Source organism: Hyella patelloides LEGE 07179, from assembly GCF_900659865.1.
In the GTDB taxonomy this organism is placed as follows: Bacteria; Cyanobacteriota; Cyanobacteriia; order Cyanobacteriales; family Xenococcaceae; genus Hyella; species Hyella patelloides.
Genome location: NZ_LR213917.1, coordinates 1 through 17,360, shown reverse-complemented (window position 1 = coordinate 17,360; position 17,360 = coordinate 1). Strand labels below are relative to the sequence as shown.

At 37.6% G+C, this 17,360-nt stretch carries 13 protein-coding genes and 1 tRNA gene; 4 read left to right on the top strand and 10 right to left on the bottom strand.

All coding sequences use genetic code 11. The features are described 5' to 3' along the window. Positions 1-349 precede the first annotated feature (349 nt). A complete protein-coding gene (locus H1P_RS20730; protein ID WP_144870909.1) occupies positions 350-640 on the bottom strand; it encodes an antibiotic biosynthesis monooxygenase family protein in 291 nt (96 codons plus the stop codon). Positions 641-715: 75 nt separating this feature from the next. On the opposite strand from H1P_RS20730, the gene H1P_RS39925 reads away from it, so the two are divergent. Then, on the top strand, positions 716-1,150 hold the full coding sequence (locus H1P_RS39925; protein ID WP_144870913.1) for a cation efflux transmembrane domain-containing protein: 435 nt from the start codon (positions 716-718) through the stop codon (positions 1,148-1,150). 121 nt (positions 1,151-1,271) lie between these two features. Here the strand turns inward: H1P_RS39925 and H1P_RS20720 are convergent, their stop codons facing one another. Further along, entirely contained in the window at positions 1,272-2,330 is a 1,059-nt protein-coding gene (locus H1P_RS20720; protein WP_144870907.1) for an Mrp/NBP35 family ATP-binding protein, read from the bottom strand. A gap of 173 nt (positions 2,331-2,503) precedes the next feature. Here H1P_RS20720 and H1P_RS20715 point away from each other — a divergent pair. Beyond that, positions 2,504-2,590: transfer RNA gene (locus tag H1P_RS20715), tRNA-Ser, on the top strand. Between the two features lie 432 nt (positions 2,591-3,022). Here the strand turns inward: H1P_RS20715 and H1P_RS20710 are convergent. Continuing rightward, positions 3,023-3,592, bottom strand: coding sequence for a GNAT family N-acetyltransferase (locus H1P_RS20710; protein ID WP_222427150.1), 570 nt, complete (start codon positions 3,590-3,592; stop codon positions 3,023-3,025). A 488-nt stretch (positions 3,593-4,080) separates the two neighbouring features. Here H1P_RS20710 and H1P_RS36330 point away from each other — a divergent pair, with 488 nt between their 5' ends. Together H1P_RS36330 and H1P_RS20690 are read left to right on the top strand one after the other, a co-directional pair. Then, entirely contained in the window at positions 4,081-8,646 is a 4,566-nt protein-coding gene (locus H1P_RS36330; protein WP_186376062.1) for a choice-of-anchor I family protein, read from the top strand. Positions 8,647-8,881: 235 nt separating this feature from the next. Next, positions 8,882-9,601 (top strand): Type 1 glutamine amidotransferase-like domain-containing protein, encoded by a 720-nt coding sequence (locus H1P_RS20690; protein WP_144870903.1) that lies wholly within the window; start codon positions 8,882-8,884, stop codon positions 9,599-9,601. A 151-nt stretch (positions 9,602-9,752) separates the two neighbouring features. Here H1P_RS20690 and H1P_RS20685 read toward each other — a convergent pair whose 3' ends face one another. The 7 genes from H1P_RS20685 to H1P_RS20655 all read right to left on the bottom strand — a co-directional run bounded on the left by H1P_RS20685 (position 9,753) and on the right by H1P_RS20655 (position 16,614). After that, positions 9,753-10,103 (bottom strand): DUF1257 domain-containing protein, encoded by a 351-nt coding sequence (locus H1P_RS20685; protein ID WP_144870901.1) that lies wholly within the window; start codon positions 10,101-10,103, stop codon positions 9,753-9,755. Between the two features lie 144 nt (positions 10,104-10,247). Then, a complete protein-coding gene (ycf46, locus tag H1P_RS20680; RefSeq protein ID WP_144870899.1) occupies positions 10,248-11,759 on the bottom strand; it encodes a stress-responsive protein Ycf46 in 1,512 nt (503 codons plus the stop codon). Between the two features lie 75 nt (positions 11,760-11,834). Next, the gene (locus tag H1P_RS20675) at positions 11,835-12,182 is read right to left on the bottom strand and encodes a slr0373 family blue light stress response protein (RefSeq protein ID WP_144870897.1); all 348 of its coding nucleotides are present in this window, start codon (positions 12,180-12,182) and stop codon (positions 11,835-11,837) included. 438 nt (positions 12,183-12,620) lie between these two features. Further along, on the bottom strand, positions 12,621-13,499 hold the full coding sequence (locus H1P_RS20670; protein ID WP_144870895.1) for a D-alanyl-D-alanine carboxypeptidase: 879 nt from the start codon (positions 13,497-13,499) through the stop codon (positions 12,621-12,623). Positions 13,500-14,208: 709 nt separating this feature from the next. Continuing rightward, on the bottom strand, positions 14,209-14,679 hold the full coding sequence (locus H1P_RS20665) for a PAM68 family protein (RefSeq protein ID WP_144870893.1): 471 nt from the start codon (positions 14,677-14,679) through the stop codon (positions 14,209-14,211). A gap of 359 nt (positions 14,680-15,038) precedes the next feature. After that, complete coding sequence (locus H1P_RS20660; protein WP_144870891.1) at positions 15,039-15,878, bottom strand: J domain-containing protein; 840 nt, start codon at positions 15,876-15,878, stop codon at positions 15,039-15,041. 286 nt (positions 15,879-16,164) lie between these two features. After that, positions 16,165-16,614 (bottom strand): hypothetical protein, encoded by a 450-nt coding sequence (locus tag H1P_RS20655; protein WP_144870889.1) that lies wholly within the window; start codon positions 16,612-16,614, stop codon positions 16,165-16,167. Positions 16,615-17,360: the final 746 nt, after the last annotated feature.

Genomic DNA, 17,360 nt, shown 5'->3' with positions numbered 1-17,360 from the left:
ATTTTTTAGGTACTTTCAAATATTATTATTTTTTCGAGTCAAGCTATTCTCAATAAGCTACTTTTAATGATAAAAGTTTGTGGTTTTGATCCAGGTTGAGGATTTTATTCTGAAAGAAGCTAACCAATCTTCCTCTATCTAAAGTCTGAGAGTAGATACTTTGATAAAACTACAAATTGAAGTGCGTAATGGGAAATTAAAATAATTAGCATATATAAACTTTGTAGAGATGCGATATATCACGTCTCTACTTTAATATAATGTTTCAAGCCAAAAACTTAATGCTATATAAGCCATTAATTATATTTTTTTTATTTTTTGCTACTACGAGAAAATTACTGATATCAAATTAAAACACTCTTTCATAGTGTTCAACTGTGGGAAAAGGATCGTAAAAATGATGTAATAATTCTTTCCAAGTTTGATATTTTTGCGATCGCCTGAAGCAGACAATATGATCCTCTAAAGTTTGCCAATTAACTAACAATAAATATTGATTTTCAACTTCTATACATTTTTGCAAACTGTGTGAAATATAGCCAGGCATGGAAGCAATAATTGCTGAAGCTTCTTGAAAAGCAGCCTCAAACTCTTGATTTCTATTTGGTTTAATTTTCAATATTGCAACTTCTTGAATCATAAAAGTTAAATAAAAGTAAATAGAAGAGACTATTTGTTAAACAAAAATTAAATGCTGATGTAAGTTGGGTTAGCGATCAGACCCTTTGTAGCTTGGCGTTTATTAGAAGATGTTCTTGGTTGGGTAGCAGTTTTAATTGTAACTATTACCCTAATATTTACTGATTGTTATATTCTCGATCCGATACTTTCAATTCTGATTGCCGTTTATATATTATATAATGCGATCGCGAATTTACGCAAAACTACAACCTTATTTTTAAAAGCTGTAACAGAAAATATTGATATTCAAAAACTAGAAAAAGTTGATTCCACTCATCATACTCATGTCTGGTCTTTAGATGGCGAACATCATGTATTAACTAGTCAAGTTTTTGTTACAGATAACACCAGCATAGAAGAAATACAAAGTATCAAAAATGCCATTAAACATTTAAATCAAAATCTTAAATTAGAACACATTACAGTAGAAATTGAATATTTAAATGAACACTGTATTATGCATCATTAAACAGTAGTTTTTATTTTGCTCAATATATTGATATAAGTTTGATTTTTTAAGTGGGCAAAATTAGATTTCAAGTGTGTTGTTGAATTGAAAGTAAAATTTGCCCACCCTGATATATTAATATCTAAGCAAAGGCAGCAATAGAAACTTTAGCTGCTACTTGTTCGGCAATTTTTACCAAAGCTTTAGCTGATTCTGATTCGGGTTCAGCTATTACTATGGGCATTCCTTTATCTCCTCCTTCCCGCAAAGCAATTTCTAAAGGAACACAACCTAATAGAGGTACTTGCAATTCGGTAGCTGTTCTTTCACCACCACCAGAACCAAATAAATCGTAACTTTTTTCTGGCATATCTGGAGGAATAAAATAACTCATATTCTCCACAATACCCAAGAGGTTGACTCCTAACTGTTGGAACATTTTTAAACCACGACGGGCATCTAATAATGATACAGTTTGAGGTGTGGTGACAATTACTGCCCCTGCCATTGGCACAGCTTGGGCTAGAGTTAACTGGGCATCTCCTGTACCTGGAGGCATATCGACTATCAGATAGTCTAACTCGCCCCATTCTACCTGATACAAGAATTGACGAATAATACCGTTTAACATCGGACCCCGCCAGATTACGGGTTGGTCTGGATCGATTAGAAATGCCATGGAAACTAATTTTACGCCGTAGTTAAAAGCTGGTTCTAGAATCTCTCCTTTGTCTCCTTTGACCATGATGTTAGCGTCTTTAAGACCCAACATATTAGGGCAATTGGGACCATAAATATCGGCATCTAATAAGCCTACTTTTGCTCCTTTTTGTGCCAATGCAACCGCTACGTTAACAGCAACAGAACTTTTACCAACACCACCTTTACCACTGGATATGGCGAAAATATTTTTTACTCCTGGTACTGATTGACGGTCTGGTAAGGATTTTTGCTGGGGTGTCTCGGCGGTGACTTCTACTTCTACGCTTTCTACCCCTGGTAATTTTTTAACTGCGGTTTCACAATCTTCTACGATAAATTCTCTGAGAGGACAAGCAGGGGTGGTTAAAACCAAAGTGAAGCCAATTTTACCACCATCAACTTTCACATTACGGATCATGTTCAATTCCACCAAACTTTTTTGCAGTTCAGGGTCTTGCACAGGACGCAAAACTTCTAATATCGATTCTGTATCTAGCATTCTCATCCTCTCGTCTCAAATAATTTTAATTTGTTTTTAGTGTCTACTCCTATCATAGTTATTCGAGGGTTGGAAGATAGCTGAGAAAGGGGGAAAATAGCTTGAGATAAAAAAATTCTCGAAAAGTTTGGAAAAAAAGGTATTGCCATGTATAATTAAAAATCTCAACGCCAGGAGAGATGGCCGAGTGGTCGAAGGCGCAGCACTGGAAATGCTGTAACGGGGTAACTCGTTCGAGGGTTCGAATCCCTCTCTCTCCGTACCAAATCAGTCTAGTCTCAGAGAGGGTTCTGGCATTCTAACCAATTTACCTCTGTATCTTTGTTACTCAAAACTTGCTCACTTTTCTATTATTCCCACATACTCACATGGAAAAAAAGGGTAACCATCCAACCACATAAAATCTTTAGCTAAATTTGTCTATCCTCGCCCGTTGCTGATTATGAGGAAAAATAAAAATATGATTCAGGCGATATGAATCCTCTTCCTGAAGCAAGGGATAAAACTTTTGAATGGGTGACTTCTCATTTTTGAATTGTGAATGCTTTATTGGTAACTATTTATCTTTGTCTCTTTTTCTGAATTTAGACCGAACTAATTGCACGAAAATTTATGCTTTCAATGACATGAAATATAACATAATATAAATTTGATTTTAGATATATTTTTATCAATTAAGCTATGAGCCACAATTATAAAATTAACTTGTCAACTTCATCAAGATAAATCACAAAAGTTGGTAAATAACGACCTGGAATACTAGTAGATTCTATCTCACCTGTAAGATTTCCACCTACTTTAAGATAAAAGTTTTTAGCGTTAGGATCGCCTTGAATTTTTATTACTTTACTTCCTAAATTACTAGCTGTAACTTTCGCGTGTTCGAGCAGTTTTCTACCATAACCTTGATTGATATAAGAAGGTTGAATAAACAAAGCTTCTAACTGTATTTCCGTCGAAGACAATACCTCAAGCGCATAAAAGCCAATAAGTAAACTATCAATATGGGAGTCTCCATTAGTCCCGTCAGGGCGGGATAATAAGGATAAATGGAATCTGCTGATTGACCGTTGACATTTCCTCCCGTCAATTTCAGCAACAAAAAAATAATTATTTTGAATATCCTCTTGTGAATAAGTAAGCTCCTCTCTACAAGCATCAATAAATTTTGAAGAATATCCCCAATAAGCTTTGGAACATAATGCTAAACTACTAAGTATTTCTGACTCTGATGGTTGTGCTTTTCGTATTTTTAAATTCACTCTAAATAACAATCCTTAAGGGAAGTCTTTCTTTTAATATTAAATGAGATTGCTCTGGCAAATTTGATAAATTTTTAGAGTTTAAACAACAAGGCTGAAGTTTTATTTTTCAACTTCAATAAAAGAATATTTGTCTGAATTTAGATAATATTTTGATATATAACATGAATATTTCGAGTAAAGATTAGTAAAATAATATTTTCTTAACCAAATATTTAACTTTAATTTACGGATAACTGGGAAATTACTAAGAGGTTTTGCTGAGTTAAGAGATTAATTCAGTAAAAAGTTTTAGTTTAGCTTTTTTATTTTATGGAAAAGCGGTTGTTTTATCTTTAAAGACTTATTTGAATCAAGGCAGCCTGGTAATAAGATTTTTATTCTTAAACCTCGCTGCCCTAATTTATGGTTCAAAACTCTGTTTTTCAAGAGATATGCCTTAAAAAAGCTAATTTAACTTAATTTTCTCGATCTATTCTCAAGTATCAATGATTAATTTAACCCAGATTGGTACTTTCAATACTGGTATTGAAGGTGCAGCAGAGATACCTGCTTATGATAGCGATTCTCAACGTTTATTTGTTGTTAATGCAGATGCTAATGCTATAGATGTCTTAGATTTAAGCGATCCTAATAATCCAACTAAAATTTTTGATATTGCCTTAACTAGCGGAAGTCCTAATAGTGTTGCAGTCTATAATGGTTTTTTTGCCGTTGCTGTTGCCGATAATACCAAAACAGAAAAAGGAAGCGTTGCTTTTTTTGATACAGAAGGAAATTTTATTAGTTCGACAGAAGTGGGCGCACTTCCTGATATGCTTACTTTTACCCCTGATGGTAGTAAGGTTATAGTAGCTAATGAGGGAGAACCTAATGATGACTATACTATCGATCCAGAGGGTTCAATCAGCATTATTGATGTGGAGACAGGAGAAGTCACTACTGCTAGCTTTGAAGGCTTTAACGACCAAAAACAGGCTTTAATTGATAATGGAGTACGTATTTTTGGTCCAGATGCAACCGTAGCGCAAGATTTAGAACCAGAATATATTGCGATTTCTGCTGATGGAAGTACTGCTTTTGTGACGCTACAAGAAAATAATGCTTTTGCAGTGGTCGATATTGCTTCCAGTACGGTTACTGATATTATTCCTTTAGGTTATAAAGATCATAGTCAAGAGGGTAATTCTTTAGATTCCAGTGACAAAGATGACAGCATTAACTTTGCCACCTTTGATAACTTATTGGGGATGTATCAACCAGATGCGATCGCATCATACCAGATAGACAACCAAACATACTATATCACTGCTAACGAAGGAGATGCTAGAGATTATGATGCTTTCTCCGAAGAAGCTAGAGTGGAAGATTTAATACTAGACCCTACTGCATTTCCTGACGCAGAAGAGTTACAGCAAGAGTCAAACCTCGGTCGTCTCAAAACCACTACTACATTAGGGGATAACGATGGTGATGGGGATGTTGACCAAATTTACAGTTATGGAGGACGTTCTTTTTCGATCTGGAATAGCAACGGCGAATTAGTTTTTGACAGTGGTAATGAGATTGCTACCATCACAGCAGATTTAGTCCCCGAATTGTTTAACTCCCAAGGTGATGCGGATAGTTTTGATAGTCGTAGCGATGACAAAGGTACTGAACCAGAAGGAGTTGTTACAGGTGTTGTCGATGGTCAAACCTACGCTTTTATCGGTTTAGAAAGAATCGGTGGGGTCATGGTTTACAACGTTAGCAATCCCAGCGAACCTGAATTTGTTCAGTATATACGTTCTGAGGGAGATGTTTCTCCTGAAGGTCTAACTTTTATTCCTGCTGAAGATAGTCCCAATAGCAATCCCTTATTAGTAGTTGCTAATGAAATTAGCGGTAGTACCACAATTTATCAAATAGGAGAAACAGCAACTATGTCAGGTATCGTAATTAATGAAATCTTACAAAATCCCTCTGCGGTAAGTGATGCGGATGGTGAATGGTTTGAAATTACTAACACCACCGACAATGATATCGACATTAACGGTTGGACTATTCAAGACAACGATACTGATTCCCACGTTATCGATAATGGTGGTTCGTTGATTGTTCCTGCGGGAGGATTTGTCGTTCTTAGTAATAATGCAGATTCAGCTACTAACGGTGATTTTACTGCCGACTATCAGTATAGCGGGATTACTTTAGCCAATGGTGCTGATGAATTAGTATTGCTTGATGACCAAGGTAACGAGGTAGATCGCGTTGAGTGGGATAATGGCGCAACATTTCCCGACCCCAATGGTGCTTCAATGTCTTTAAACGATCCTGACCTTGATAATAATGTAGGTGCAAACTGGAGTGAAGCTACTACTGCTTTTGGTGATGGTGATTCTGGGACTCCTGGCGCAGCCAATCAAGAAGTAGCTCCTAATCCTCCTGTTGCAGTTCCCATTTACGAGATTCAAAGCGCATCTCAGACTTCTCCTTTTGTAGAGGTAGATTTTGATAATTTACCTGCGAATACTTTAAGCATCTCTGGAGAATCTGTAACTACTACGGGTATTGTTACCACAGTGGGTTCCGATGGCTTCTATTTACAAGATCCTACAGGAGATGGTGATGCTGCAACTTCTGACGCGCTTTTTGTCTTTACGGATTCATCTCCTAGTGTTGCTGTCGGTGATGCTTTAGAAGTAACAGGAACAGCAAGCGAATTTTTTCCTGGGGATACCGATACTCGTAACTTACCCACAACCCGAATTAGCAATCCTACTATCACCACTGTTTCTAGCGGTAACGAATTACCTGCTGCAACTATTATCGGTGCTGCTGGCCGCACTCCTCCCAGTGAAAACATTGATGACGATGCGTTTGGTGCTTATGAACCCGATACCGATGGGATTGACTTCTTTGAATCCTTAGAAGGAATGAGAGTAACCGCACAAGATACTGTTGCTGTTGAACCCACTAACCGTTTTGGAGAAATCTTTACCGTAGTTGATGGTGGTGCTAATGCTACGGGAATTAGCGAGAGAGGAACACTCAACATTAGTCCTGATGATTTTAATCCTGAAAAAGTACAAATTGATGGAGATTCTGGAGTATTTGATTTTGATATCCCAGAAGTAGACACTGGTGCAGCATTAGGTGATGTTACAGGGGTTGTTTCTTACGGTTTTGGTAATTTTGAAATTATTCCTACTGAAGAATTCACTGTCACTGATTCTACTCTGCAACCAGAAGTGAGTAGCATTACATCAGGAGACGACCAACTTACTGTTGCTAGTTACAACGTACTCAACCTCGATCCTGTTGTAGAAGACCCTGCTAAGACTAATAGTGGTAGTAGAGATGTCGATGATGATGAAGGTAACGGACGCTTTGAGGCGATCGCACAACAAGTTGTCAACAATCTTAATACACCAGACATTATTGGTTTACAAGAGATTCAGGATAACACGGGGGCGGAAATTAACGATGGGGTTACATCTGCTAGTGAAACTTTAGAGAAATTAGCTGATGCCATAAACCGAGTTGATGATGGTTTGGTTAACGACAGCCTGAATTACGAATTCATTGATAATACTTTTATTACAGAGGGTGAAAGTGGCGGTCAACCAGGTGGTAATATTCGTACAGCTTTCTTATATAAGAGCGATCGTGTTGAGTTAGTTGAGGATTCAGTACAGGCTATTGGCAGTCAAGCAGAAGGAGAAGCCTTTAATGGCGGACGTTTACCTCTAGTTTCCACATTTAACTTCAATGGTGAAGATATCACTGTAGTTAACAATCACTTCTCTTCTAAAGGAGGAAGCGCACCCATCTTAGGTATTGAACAAGACTTTGCCGATCTTCAAGAAGATCCTAATGTTAACGGCAGTTTAGACGAACGCCAGGCACAAGCACAAGCAGTTAAAGAATTTATTGATGGTCTTTTGGCTACTGATGCAAACGCTAATGTAGTAACTTTAGGGGATTTCAACGAATTTGAATTTGTCTCACCTCTAGAAACTTTAGAGTCAAGCTTAACTAATTTAACAGAAACCTTACCCGAAAACGAACGTTATACTTTTAATTTTCAAGGTAACTCCCAATCACTAGATCACATCTTAGTAAGCAACAGCTTAACCGAAAATGCACAATTTGATGTGGTTCATGTTAACTCGGAATTCGCTGAAACTGACCAAAGAGCCAGCGATCACGATCCTTTAGTTGCTAGTTTATCCATTCCTCTAGAAGCTAGTGAAACTATTATCGGTACTAATAGAAATGACTCTTTAGAAGGTGGAAACGGTAACGATACTATTCAGGGTAAAAACGGTAGGGATACTCTCGACGGTAATGGAGGGGACGATCTACTTGATGGTGGAAACAATAACGATACCCTTAATGGTGGTAATGGTGATGATACCCTCAATGGCAGTAATGGTCGAGATATTTTAAACGGAGAACTTGGCGACGATCTACTTGATGGTGGAAACAATAATGATACTCTCAATGGTGGAGATGGGGATGATACCCTCAATGACAGTAATGGTCAAGATGCTTTAAACGGAGAACTCGGTAACGATCTACTTAATGGTGGAAACAATAATGATACCCTTAATGGTGGAGATGGTAATGACACCCTCAATGGCAGTAATGGTCAAGATATTTTAAACGGAGAACTCGGCAACGATCTACTTAATGGTGGAGACAATAATGATACTCTCAATGGTGGAGATGGTGATGATACCCTTAATGGTGGACGTGGAAACGACTTGCTCACAGGAAGCGCAGGAGCAAACACTTTCGTCTACAACCGTTCTCAAACAGGAATAGATATCATTACTGACTTTAAAGTTGCAGAGGATGTTATTGATATCAGTAATATTACCACTGGTGAATCGTATCAAAGTACCAATCCTTTTGATGACTACATTAATTTAGCACAGTCAGGTGTTGATACTGTTGTCAGAATTGACGATAATGGCGATCTTTCTGGTCGTAATAATCGCCTATTAGCTACTCTTGAAAACGTTTCAACTACTGATTTGACCAGCGATAACTTCATTTTTAGTTAATCAAAGCTCATTAACTTTTAACTTTTTAGTAGAATTTAGGGATAGTACGAGATATTTTTTATTTTGTATTGCCCCTATTTTTTGATTTTAAATCTTGAGCAACTTTTTAGCGATCGCCTCGTAGTCTACCACTACGCGATCTCTATTATTGATTTGAATTTAACCTGTTGGAAAATTGATTAGAGTTATTTTTGAAGATTAAACATTTAATAGCTCTAATGCGTTGGGAATAAATATGGTTTCAAAGCTAATTGCAATTGGTGGTGGAGGTTTCTTAATGGGATCGGAAAATCAATTACTCGATCGCTACTGTTTGAACTCTACTGGCAAAACTATTCCGAAAGTCTGCTTTATTCCTACTGCAAGTGGTGACTCAGAGGACTTTCTGTCACGCTTTTATCGAGCATTTTCTAGATACTCCTGCGAACCATCACATCTCACCTTTTTTCGTAAACCAAGAGTCGGCTCAATTCCCTTTAATGATATTGAACAACATCTATTGAATCAAGACCTGATTTATGTAGGTGGAGGAAATACTCGTGCAATGCTTGCAGTTTGGCAGGAATGGAAAATAGGTAATATTTTAAAGAGGGCTTGGCAGTCTGGTGTGTTACTGGCTGGGATGAGCGCAGGTGCAATCTGTTGGTTTGAATATGGGGGAAGTGATTCAACCTACTCTGGCAAACTAAGTCCGTTAAAAGGTTTGGGTTTAATTCCTGGTAGTTGTACGCCACACTACGATGGCGAAATAAATCGAAGATCTGATTTTCATTTCTTGATCGAAAGCGGAAAGCTTCCTTCTGGAATTGGAATTGATGACGGAGCTGCGGTACTTTTTGAAGGACAGCAACTTCTAGAAGTAGTTGCTTCTAAGGCAAAGGTAAAAGCTTACAAAGTCAAGCTAGAGGATGGACAAATCGTTGAGAAGTCTATATCAGCAAGATATTTAGGTTAATATTTGCCTGACTTAATTGTTTAACCAATTTTGAAGAGTTTGTAAGAAGAATATTTGTTGCAACTAAAAAAATAAAAATTTACATAAAAAAATGGTCGATCTAACAACAAGATCGACCATTTTACTTGGGAACGCGCTTCAAATACTTTTATTATTGAAGAACTAATTTTACGTTGGCATTCTGTAAACCACGTTGCTTAACCTCAGAAAGGGTTTTGTTTACAGCGTATTTTTGGTTGATGGAGTTGATCAATTCAGTTTGGTTGTGCTTTTTAGCAACACCCCAAAGGTCAGCGATTAAGTCAAAAGTACCATCGCCATTTTGAGACCAACCTAAATCATATTCGCCTTCGAGAACAGCAACAATATCAGAACGAACTCTTTGACCATTGTAACCACGAACATCGGCATTCGTTTTAACTTGAATACCAAGATCGCGAAGAGAGTTCGTTAAAGTCTCAGCGTCGCTGATTTTGGTACGTAAAGTGCTAAAATGAGACATGGAATTTCCTCCAGTAGAAGAGAAGTAAACAACAACTTTATTTTCGATCGATTCACCGTCCAGTTGGGATTTGAGACGGTTTTTCTTGAGAAACTGCTAGCTAATGCTAGCCTTTGCCTCCATCTATAGATGGAAGAAAGCCTGTTAAAACTCCAGTCGCTGGTATTCAGCAACGGAGGCTGATGCAGGGCGCGCTCTTTGTCTTGCCCAGTCTCTCAGAGCAGTTACTTGCTCTGTCATTGTCCGAGACAGTGGCAAAGTCGCCTTAATCGCAGCAATAATATCTAGCTGCGTAAACTCCCTATCTTGAGCAAAAGCATCATACATCGCAGCAATGATCGCCTGCTCAATTTCTGCACCAGAAAATCCATCAGATACCTTGGCTAACTGTTCTAAGTCGAAGCGAGTTATGTCAGAACGTCTTTTGCCAAGATGAATTCTAAAAATATCTTGCCTTTCGGCTGGGGTGGGTAAGTCAACGAAAAAGATTTCATCAAATCTACCTTTGCGGAGAAATTCTCCTGGTAGTCTTTCTACTCGGTTAGCGGTTGCCATCACAAATACAGGGGAAGTCTTTTCTTGCATCCAGGTTAAGAATGAACCAAAGATACGCCCTGATGTACCACCGTCAGAGTCTCCCGAACCTGCACCTCCAGCAAATGCTTTATCTAATTCATCAATAAATAAGATGACAGGAGATATCGATTCTGCCGTTTTGAGAGCATTGCGTAAATTTGCCTCAGAACGACCTACCATTGAACCATCATAAACTCGACCCATATCGAGGCGTAGTAGGGGTAAACCCCAGAGACGAGATGTGGTTTTGGCAATTAAAGATTTACCACAGCCAGGAACACCTAAAATTAACATTCCTTTTGGTTGAGGAAGACCATATTCTCTAGCTCTTTCGGTAAAAGCATTGGAGCGTTGTCTTAACCAGAGTTTTAATTCTTCTAATCCTCCAACCGCACTGAGAGTTTCATCTTCCTCGATGTAATCTAAAATACCGTTACGTCTAATTAACTGCTTTTTCTCTGAAAGAACAATTTCTACCTCTTCTTCGGTAAGACGACCAGCTTTCACCTGCGCTTTACGATAAACCTTTTCTGCTTCGTCCTTGGTTAATCCTAGAGCAGCTTTCAATAATTTTTCTCTGGCTTCTGTATCAAGACGGCGGTTTTTCCCTTTCTGTAGCTGAGAAGAAAGAACCTGGTTTAATTCTGTAAGGTCTGGTAAAGGATAATCTAAAACAACTACTTCTTTTTCTAACTCAATGGGTACTTGTTGAATGGGAGACATTAATATGATGAGCTTTTCTGTGCCCTTAAATGCTGCGATCGCATCACGTAACCACCTGGTAACTACTGCTCCATCTAGAAAAGGATGTAAATCTTTGAATACGTAGATTGCGGGTTCTTTTTGACGAACTACCCATTCCAAAGCTGCTTCTGGAGATACCGTGTTGTGCTGAGTCATCTGGCGGGACTGACCATATTCCACTATTCCATGAGTAACCGTCCAGACAAACACACGTCTATGTTCGGTATTGTCTTGAACAATTCTGGAAACTGCTTGCTCTGCTCGCTCTTCCTCTGGTGTAATGAGGTGAATTAATGGGTACTGGGCTTTGATAAGTGTACTTAACTCTTCTTTCATAGTTATCGACCTTAATCTAGTAGGTTTTAATAATGCCGAATTCTCTTGTACCTTCATAAGGAGCGAGCTTTTCGACTAGCAGGGTACTAAGCTTTCCCCTTGGGATTCTTCAGAAGCATCAACATCCCCTCTCATACTTAGAGGTATTTCTTCTGATACCACTCCTGGTTGGTTTCTCAAAGAAACCATTTCTCCTTCGCGCATTACCATTGCAGCATCACATTCTGGACAAATATGGACTTGGTGTGTTCTACCCTGGGCAGAGGCTTCTATTTCTTCGACCTTATCTGGATACTGTATATAAAAGGATACTGCTTTTTCTACCAGTGCAGACATTGACTCAGCATCTATAGCTGCTCTAATTTTCAGTTTTCGATGAAGGTCTGGGGGTATGTATAAGGTTACTTTTTGCTTGTTTTGCATATCGTTGACTTTAATAATTACCCGGGTATGTATACAAGTTATCGGCTTTTTTTTCTTCTGTCAAGATGGCAAGCCAGTATAACAGCATTATTGTTACATTTATTTACAATTGGCACTGGAGATTAAGAGTTGCTGAGTCACAGATTATCTCGATTCCGCTTAATACGATCCCATTTATACCCCAATGCGATGGGTACAAGTCTCGTTTAGTTTGGGACGAAGATGGGACTCTGTGACCTTAAGCGGTGTGACAAAAAATGAGAAACCGCATAAGCACGAACGCCCTAAAGGACTCCTATCCTAAAGGACTCCTATCCTAAAGGATTCCCTTCGGTCAAGGATACCGCGACCCATATAGCTCCCCTAAAGGACTCCTGTCACAACGGAGACGGCACGCGCTCGTTGGTCAAATAACAATTAACCACTAACAATTACCAATCACTGACAGGAAGAAACAGTACTAACACGAAGAACAATTTCATCTAGAGCTTTAACCAGATTGGTATCAGAGCGATTAGTTGGTTGATTAGCGATCGCACTAAAAGCGATAGTTCCATAGTTGGGAGTATCAGCATAACCAGATAAAGCTCTGACACCGCGAAGCGTTCCCGTTTTCGCCCTGACTGTACCTTGAGCGGAAGTGTAACGAAGTCGATCTTTGAGAGTTCCTGTTTCTCCTGCAATTGGTAGAGAAGTCAGAAAAATATCTTTTCCCCTCGCAGTATGCATTGCTCTTAAAGTTGTCACTAGAGTTCTAGGGGTAGCTAAGTTTTTGCGAGATAAACCAGAGCCATCTTGCATTCGATAGCCACCAGGATCGACACCAATGCCACTCAAAGCTTCTTGTACGGAAGAATAACCACCAAGATAACGTAATAAAACATCTGCATAGCCATTATCACTACGCAAGTTAGTAGCAATAATCCAATCTCGAATCGAACTGGAGCGTATTTTGCCTTGAGGATTGAGTTTTTGTAGCGCAGCAGCAGTTACTAACAACTTTATATTAGAAGCAGGAATCATATAAGAATCGGGATTACGGCTGTAGAGAGTTTCCCCGCCAATAGTTTGAATCAAAATCCCCCATTTGCTCTCCTGAATACTGGGACGTTCTAAAATACGATCTACAATACCTTCGATATGTTTAGAACAGATTCCTCTTCTGTTAGTTTCTGGTGGTGGAACATAAATTTCGATGGGAGAAAGATTATCTAGACGAGTTGTGGTATTGGCGAAGCTAGTTTTAGAATTACCGAAATAAAAAATGCTGCTAATAGCGATCGCCGATACTTGAATCCAAAAAACGACTGATTTCATTGAGTTGATAGAGAAGTAAGAGATGAGAGCAAAAAATTTGGTTTAGTTTTAGTTGAATTATTCCCACTAGAGCAGAAAAATAGCTATTTAGTTCCCGCAGTTCTAAGGTGTCACCCCAGACTTTGGCATCAAAGATTGAACTACTACCAAACTCTTTCCACTTCTAAAGACTCGAAGTTCGATCGAACTTCCAATAAATCTATACACAAAGACATCCGAAATTTTGTTCTCTGCATTCAAGGAAAATTCGTTGCTAGCTACAACCTAACAAGCCAAAATTTGCTGCTAAAAATAGTAGCTATTGGGCAATTAGGGAAATTCACTCTCCATTTTCTAATCTATAAGTTAGTAATCGTCAAGTTATTTCAGAAAGGAAGATTACATCTTTTTTATTAATAAATTAAAAATAAAACTCGGAAAAGCGATCGTTACAAGAATTTATCTTATCTAAAAAAAGGTTAGAACAACATCCCATAACTACAGAAAAAGGTGTTGGTGAAACAAAAGTATGAAATAAATTAACGATCTGATTTATGGAACCCGTAGGATCGTTATGGTTTTTGTTGCTCTCAGATTAAGAAAATCATCTATTGCTCCTCGATCTTTTTAGCTCCCGATTCACTAACACCCACAAGAAGTAGGCATTGACTTAAGATTTAAAAATGCAATGATGATATTGTATCTAAATATAGCAATGCCCAAGCGAGCTCTAACTGACTTCCTTTCCTCGATTTTTCCAAGCAGAAATAGTACGCTCAAGGTTAAGTTTAAACTCATTAAACCCCACTAAGCCACCATCTCGATCTTCATCCCAAGAAGCAGAAAATACACTGTAGCTCAAACCCACAAAACCCAAGCCAAATAAACCCGCCGTGACAATCAGTACTAAATAAGGTGGAAACTCAATTAACTTTTGAGAGAGTAACCAGTAAAAGACAAAGAAAGAAGCGATACCCATTACGGTAGGAATCCCCGACAAGAATACCATGCGACGCGCCATTCTTTTACTCACGGCATCAGGAATGGCTGATACACTAGTATTGTCGCGATTTTTTGGGTTCTTTTGAGTGGGTTTGCTTTTGGTAGTAGCTTGGGGATTGGTAGTGGATTGCTTATCTTGTTTTTTCTTCTTGTTTTTGCGAGGTTCAAAGGGTAAAGATTCTTTTGATGATTTTGCCATTAGGGGTCAATGTTTGCTAAACAACCATCTTAATATTATTAATTATTAATTGTATTAGAATGTGATGTTTATTGGAAGTGGGAAAAAAGCGATCGCTAACTGCTCTGACAACCAAACAATCACTCGCACCTAAAATGAAGTTATCATCTCCGCCGTTGCCATAGATGCAATTGTCACCATCAGCTAAAGATGCATCAATTAAATCGTTACCTCCACCAGCAACGCCCTAAATTATTATTGTCTTTTGACTCTAAAATATCTTTCTTTTCAGTTTTTACTGTCTCGCTGCCATTTTGAGATTCCACAAAGACTCTAACTGCACTGTCAAGTTTTGATTGTTCGCGAGAATAGTTATGCGATCATTTCATAGCCCAGAAACTCTCAGGAGAAAACGGCACTGTTGCTTTCATCCTTTTCTCCAATTCCCTTTGAGAAATAGAAACTGTGGGTTTTAACTCTTGCCAATGTTCCCTGGTGATTCGATAAAGTGAGCGCATATAGGCAAATCTTGATATTGCTTTCTCTTCAGCAAAAGGGGAGACATCTGGATGTTCACGCTTAATAAGTTCGCGATAATTGGCTTCTAGCTCAGTCAAAGTCTTGGGAGAACCCAAAATTCTCATTGCTGGACTTTCTTCTGTTCCATTTAAAGGCATTCCTGGTGCTAGTAAGCGATTAGTTAACAGTAAAACAGAAAAGTTTTCTGATTGCTTGAGTTGTGATTCTTGTGACTCTATTTGTGACTCTTTATCCTGCAATTGCGATTCTAGAATTTTGATTTGTTCTTGAGCGATTAGCAATTGTTCTTTGACTTCTATTGTAAATACTTCTTCTGAGACAGGAGTAATGCTATTGTTATCTTCTTCTCTAGAAAAACTGGTTACAGGTAATTGCTTTTGATGAAAATCTTGATTGTTTTCACAACCTTCTGAAGACATCAATTGCAACTGAAGTTTAGCTGCATAAATTGCAAATCGACAACGATTAAGCTTATTAGTTAATTTGAGTCCTGTGGCTTTTTGCAAGTTTTTAATAGCAGAAGTAGACCAAGTGGCTCTGACTTGTTTATAATAGGAAAGTAATAGAACTTCATCCTCAGCAAAATTTGGAGTTAAGTTAGCTATCACAGTAAGAAAACGAGCGTTTAAAGGTTGTTGAGCTTCCTTATCTACAGTGGTTTCTAATTGTTGTAAATTCATTGGATTTTTCCTCTATCTTAAACTTGGTAAGGTAAGAGTTATGAGGTTTTGCCTAATTTTAATTATTGAGCTAAAAAATAAGTTAAGTAATAAAATAATCCTACTGTTAGATCGGTTATTATCTTTTCCCTAATTTAAAGCTCAACAGACCTATAAACTCTCACCCAATGAAACTTTTTAACCCTCTATTTTAGATTTTGGATTATAGATTGATGGCTCAAATGCACTCTTTCTCCTTCAGATAGGTGTCAACCCTTCAATCTTCAATCTTTAATTTCTTGACTGATTAATCTTCGGGAATAACTCCTAAACTCTGAAGTGCTAGTTTATCTGCTTCAGAATTGGGTTCTACATTACTAAGTTGCAATAAATTAGACTGCTGATTTCTTTGTTGTGATAAAGTCTCAGAAAAACTAGCAAACTGAGGTTTTGCTGGGTTAAATCCTCCAATTTTTGGGGTGGTAATACTTTCTACATCTAAGGCTCTTGTCGCAGCTTGTTGTGCAAATTGATTAATAAAATCTTGTACTTCTTGCAATACTTCTGAGTAAGTTTCTGCTGCTGCTGCTGTCATTTTTTCTTGCAAATAATGATTGAATTTTATTCTAAATTCATGCTTAGCTGCTTCACTAGCAATTTCTGCTTGTGCCAAAGCTGCGCTAATTGCTAATTGCTCTAGTTGCTCCAGATAATTTTGATGATTAGCGTTGATTTCTTGCTGATTTTTGCTATTCATTATCTTTGATGATATTTATAGATGTTTTAGAGGAACTTTTGAGATTAATTTGTAGATGTAACTTGTGAATTAATATTATCATTAATGATCTTGGTTGATTGTTATTTTAATATTTGTTAATCATTGCATTTTCTGATAATTTATTTTAGATCAATGCAATTGTAATTGCATTTAAAATTGCATTTATTTAACTTGCATAATATTATTTGTTTCGCAAATTTTAGGCTTTATTATTCTGCTTAAGAAGCAATTATAGCTTTGGTTGAAGAGCCAAATAATATATTTAGATATCTAATTATATTTTGTCTTAGTGCTAGGAAAGCGACGGGTAATGAGAGATGAAAAGATTGCACGCTTATTTGTTTAGCAGAATGGTAACTAACAGAAAGACTCTATACCAGAAATTCAATCATTCAAAGTCTCTTGCTACTAAATATAAATGTTGTGACCTGTTTCTGCCCAGAGTATTACGCATTCACCAACACTGAATTAAAAATAGTCAGCACTAAAGTGCTGACTACTGACTACAAACGGATTAAATTTTACTTAAGCAATTGATAGTGTCATCAACATTACTAGCAAAGACGAAATTTTTACTCTCAGTACTCACGGTTCGCTTAAATCAAAAATGATTAGGGAAATAAAATAGCTAAAGTGTATGCTGTTATTGAAATTCAATGAATAGAGAGAGCTATATTATTGAAAGGAACGATTTCAGAACGAGCAGATGATCTACCTCTAATCAT

Excerpts from the sequence above, each read along its gene's own strand:
- H1P_RS20730 (WP_144870909.1), bottom strand. The coding sequence starts at position 640 with ATGATTCAAGAAGTTGCAATATTGAAAATTAAACCAAATAGAAATCAA.
- H1P_RS20720 (WP_144870907.1), bottom strand. The coding sequence starts at position 2,330 with ATGCTAGATACAGAATCGATATTAGAAGTTTTGCGTCCTGTGCAAGAC.
- H1P_RS36330 (WP_186376062.1), top strand. The coding sequence starts at position 4,081 with ATGATTAATTTAACCCAGATTGGTACTTTCAATACTGGTATTGAAGGT.
- H1P_RS20690 (WP_144870903.1), top strand. The coding sequence starts at position 8,882 with ATGGTTTCAAAGCTAATTGCAATTGGTGGTGGAGGTTTCTTAATGGGA.
- H1P_RS20685 (WP_144870901.1), bottom strand. The coding sequence starts at position 10,103 with ATGTCTCATTTTAGCACTTTACGTACCAAAATCAGCGACGCTGAGACT.
- ycf46 (WP_144870899.1), bottom strand. The coding sequence starts at position 11,759 with ATGAAAGAAGAGTTAAGTACACTTATCAAAGCCCAGTACCCATTAATT.
- H1P_RS20675 (WP_144870897.1), bottom strand. The coding sequence starts at position 12,182 with ATGCAAAACAAGCAAAAAGTAACCTTATACATACCCCCAGACCTTCAT.
- H1P_RS20670 (WP_144870895.1), bottom strand. The coding sequence starts at position 13,499 with ATGAAATCAGTCGTTTTTTGGATTCAAGTATCGGCGATCGCTATTAGC.
- H1P_RS20665 (WP_144870893.1), bottom strand. The coding sequence starts at position 14,679 with ATGGCAAAATCATCAAAAGAATCTTTACCCTTTGAACCTCGCAAAAAC.
- H1P_RS20660 (WP_144870891.1), bottom strand. The coding sequence starts at position 15,878 with ATGAATTTACAACAATTAGAAACCACTGTAGATAAGGAAGCTCAACAA.
- H1P_RS20655 (WP_144870889.1), bottom strand. The coding sequence starts at position 16,614 with ATGAATAGCAAAAATCAGCAAGAAATCAACGCTAATCATCAAAATTAT.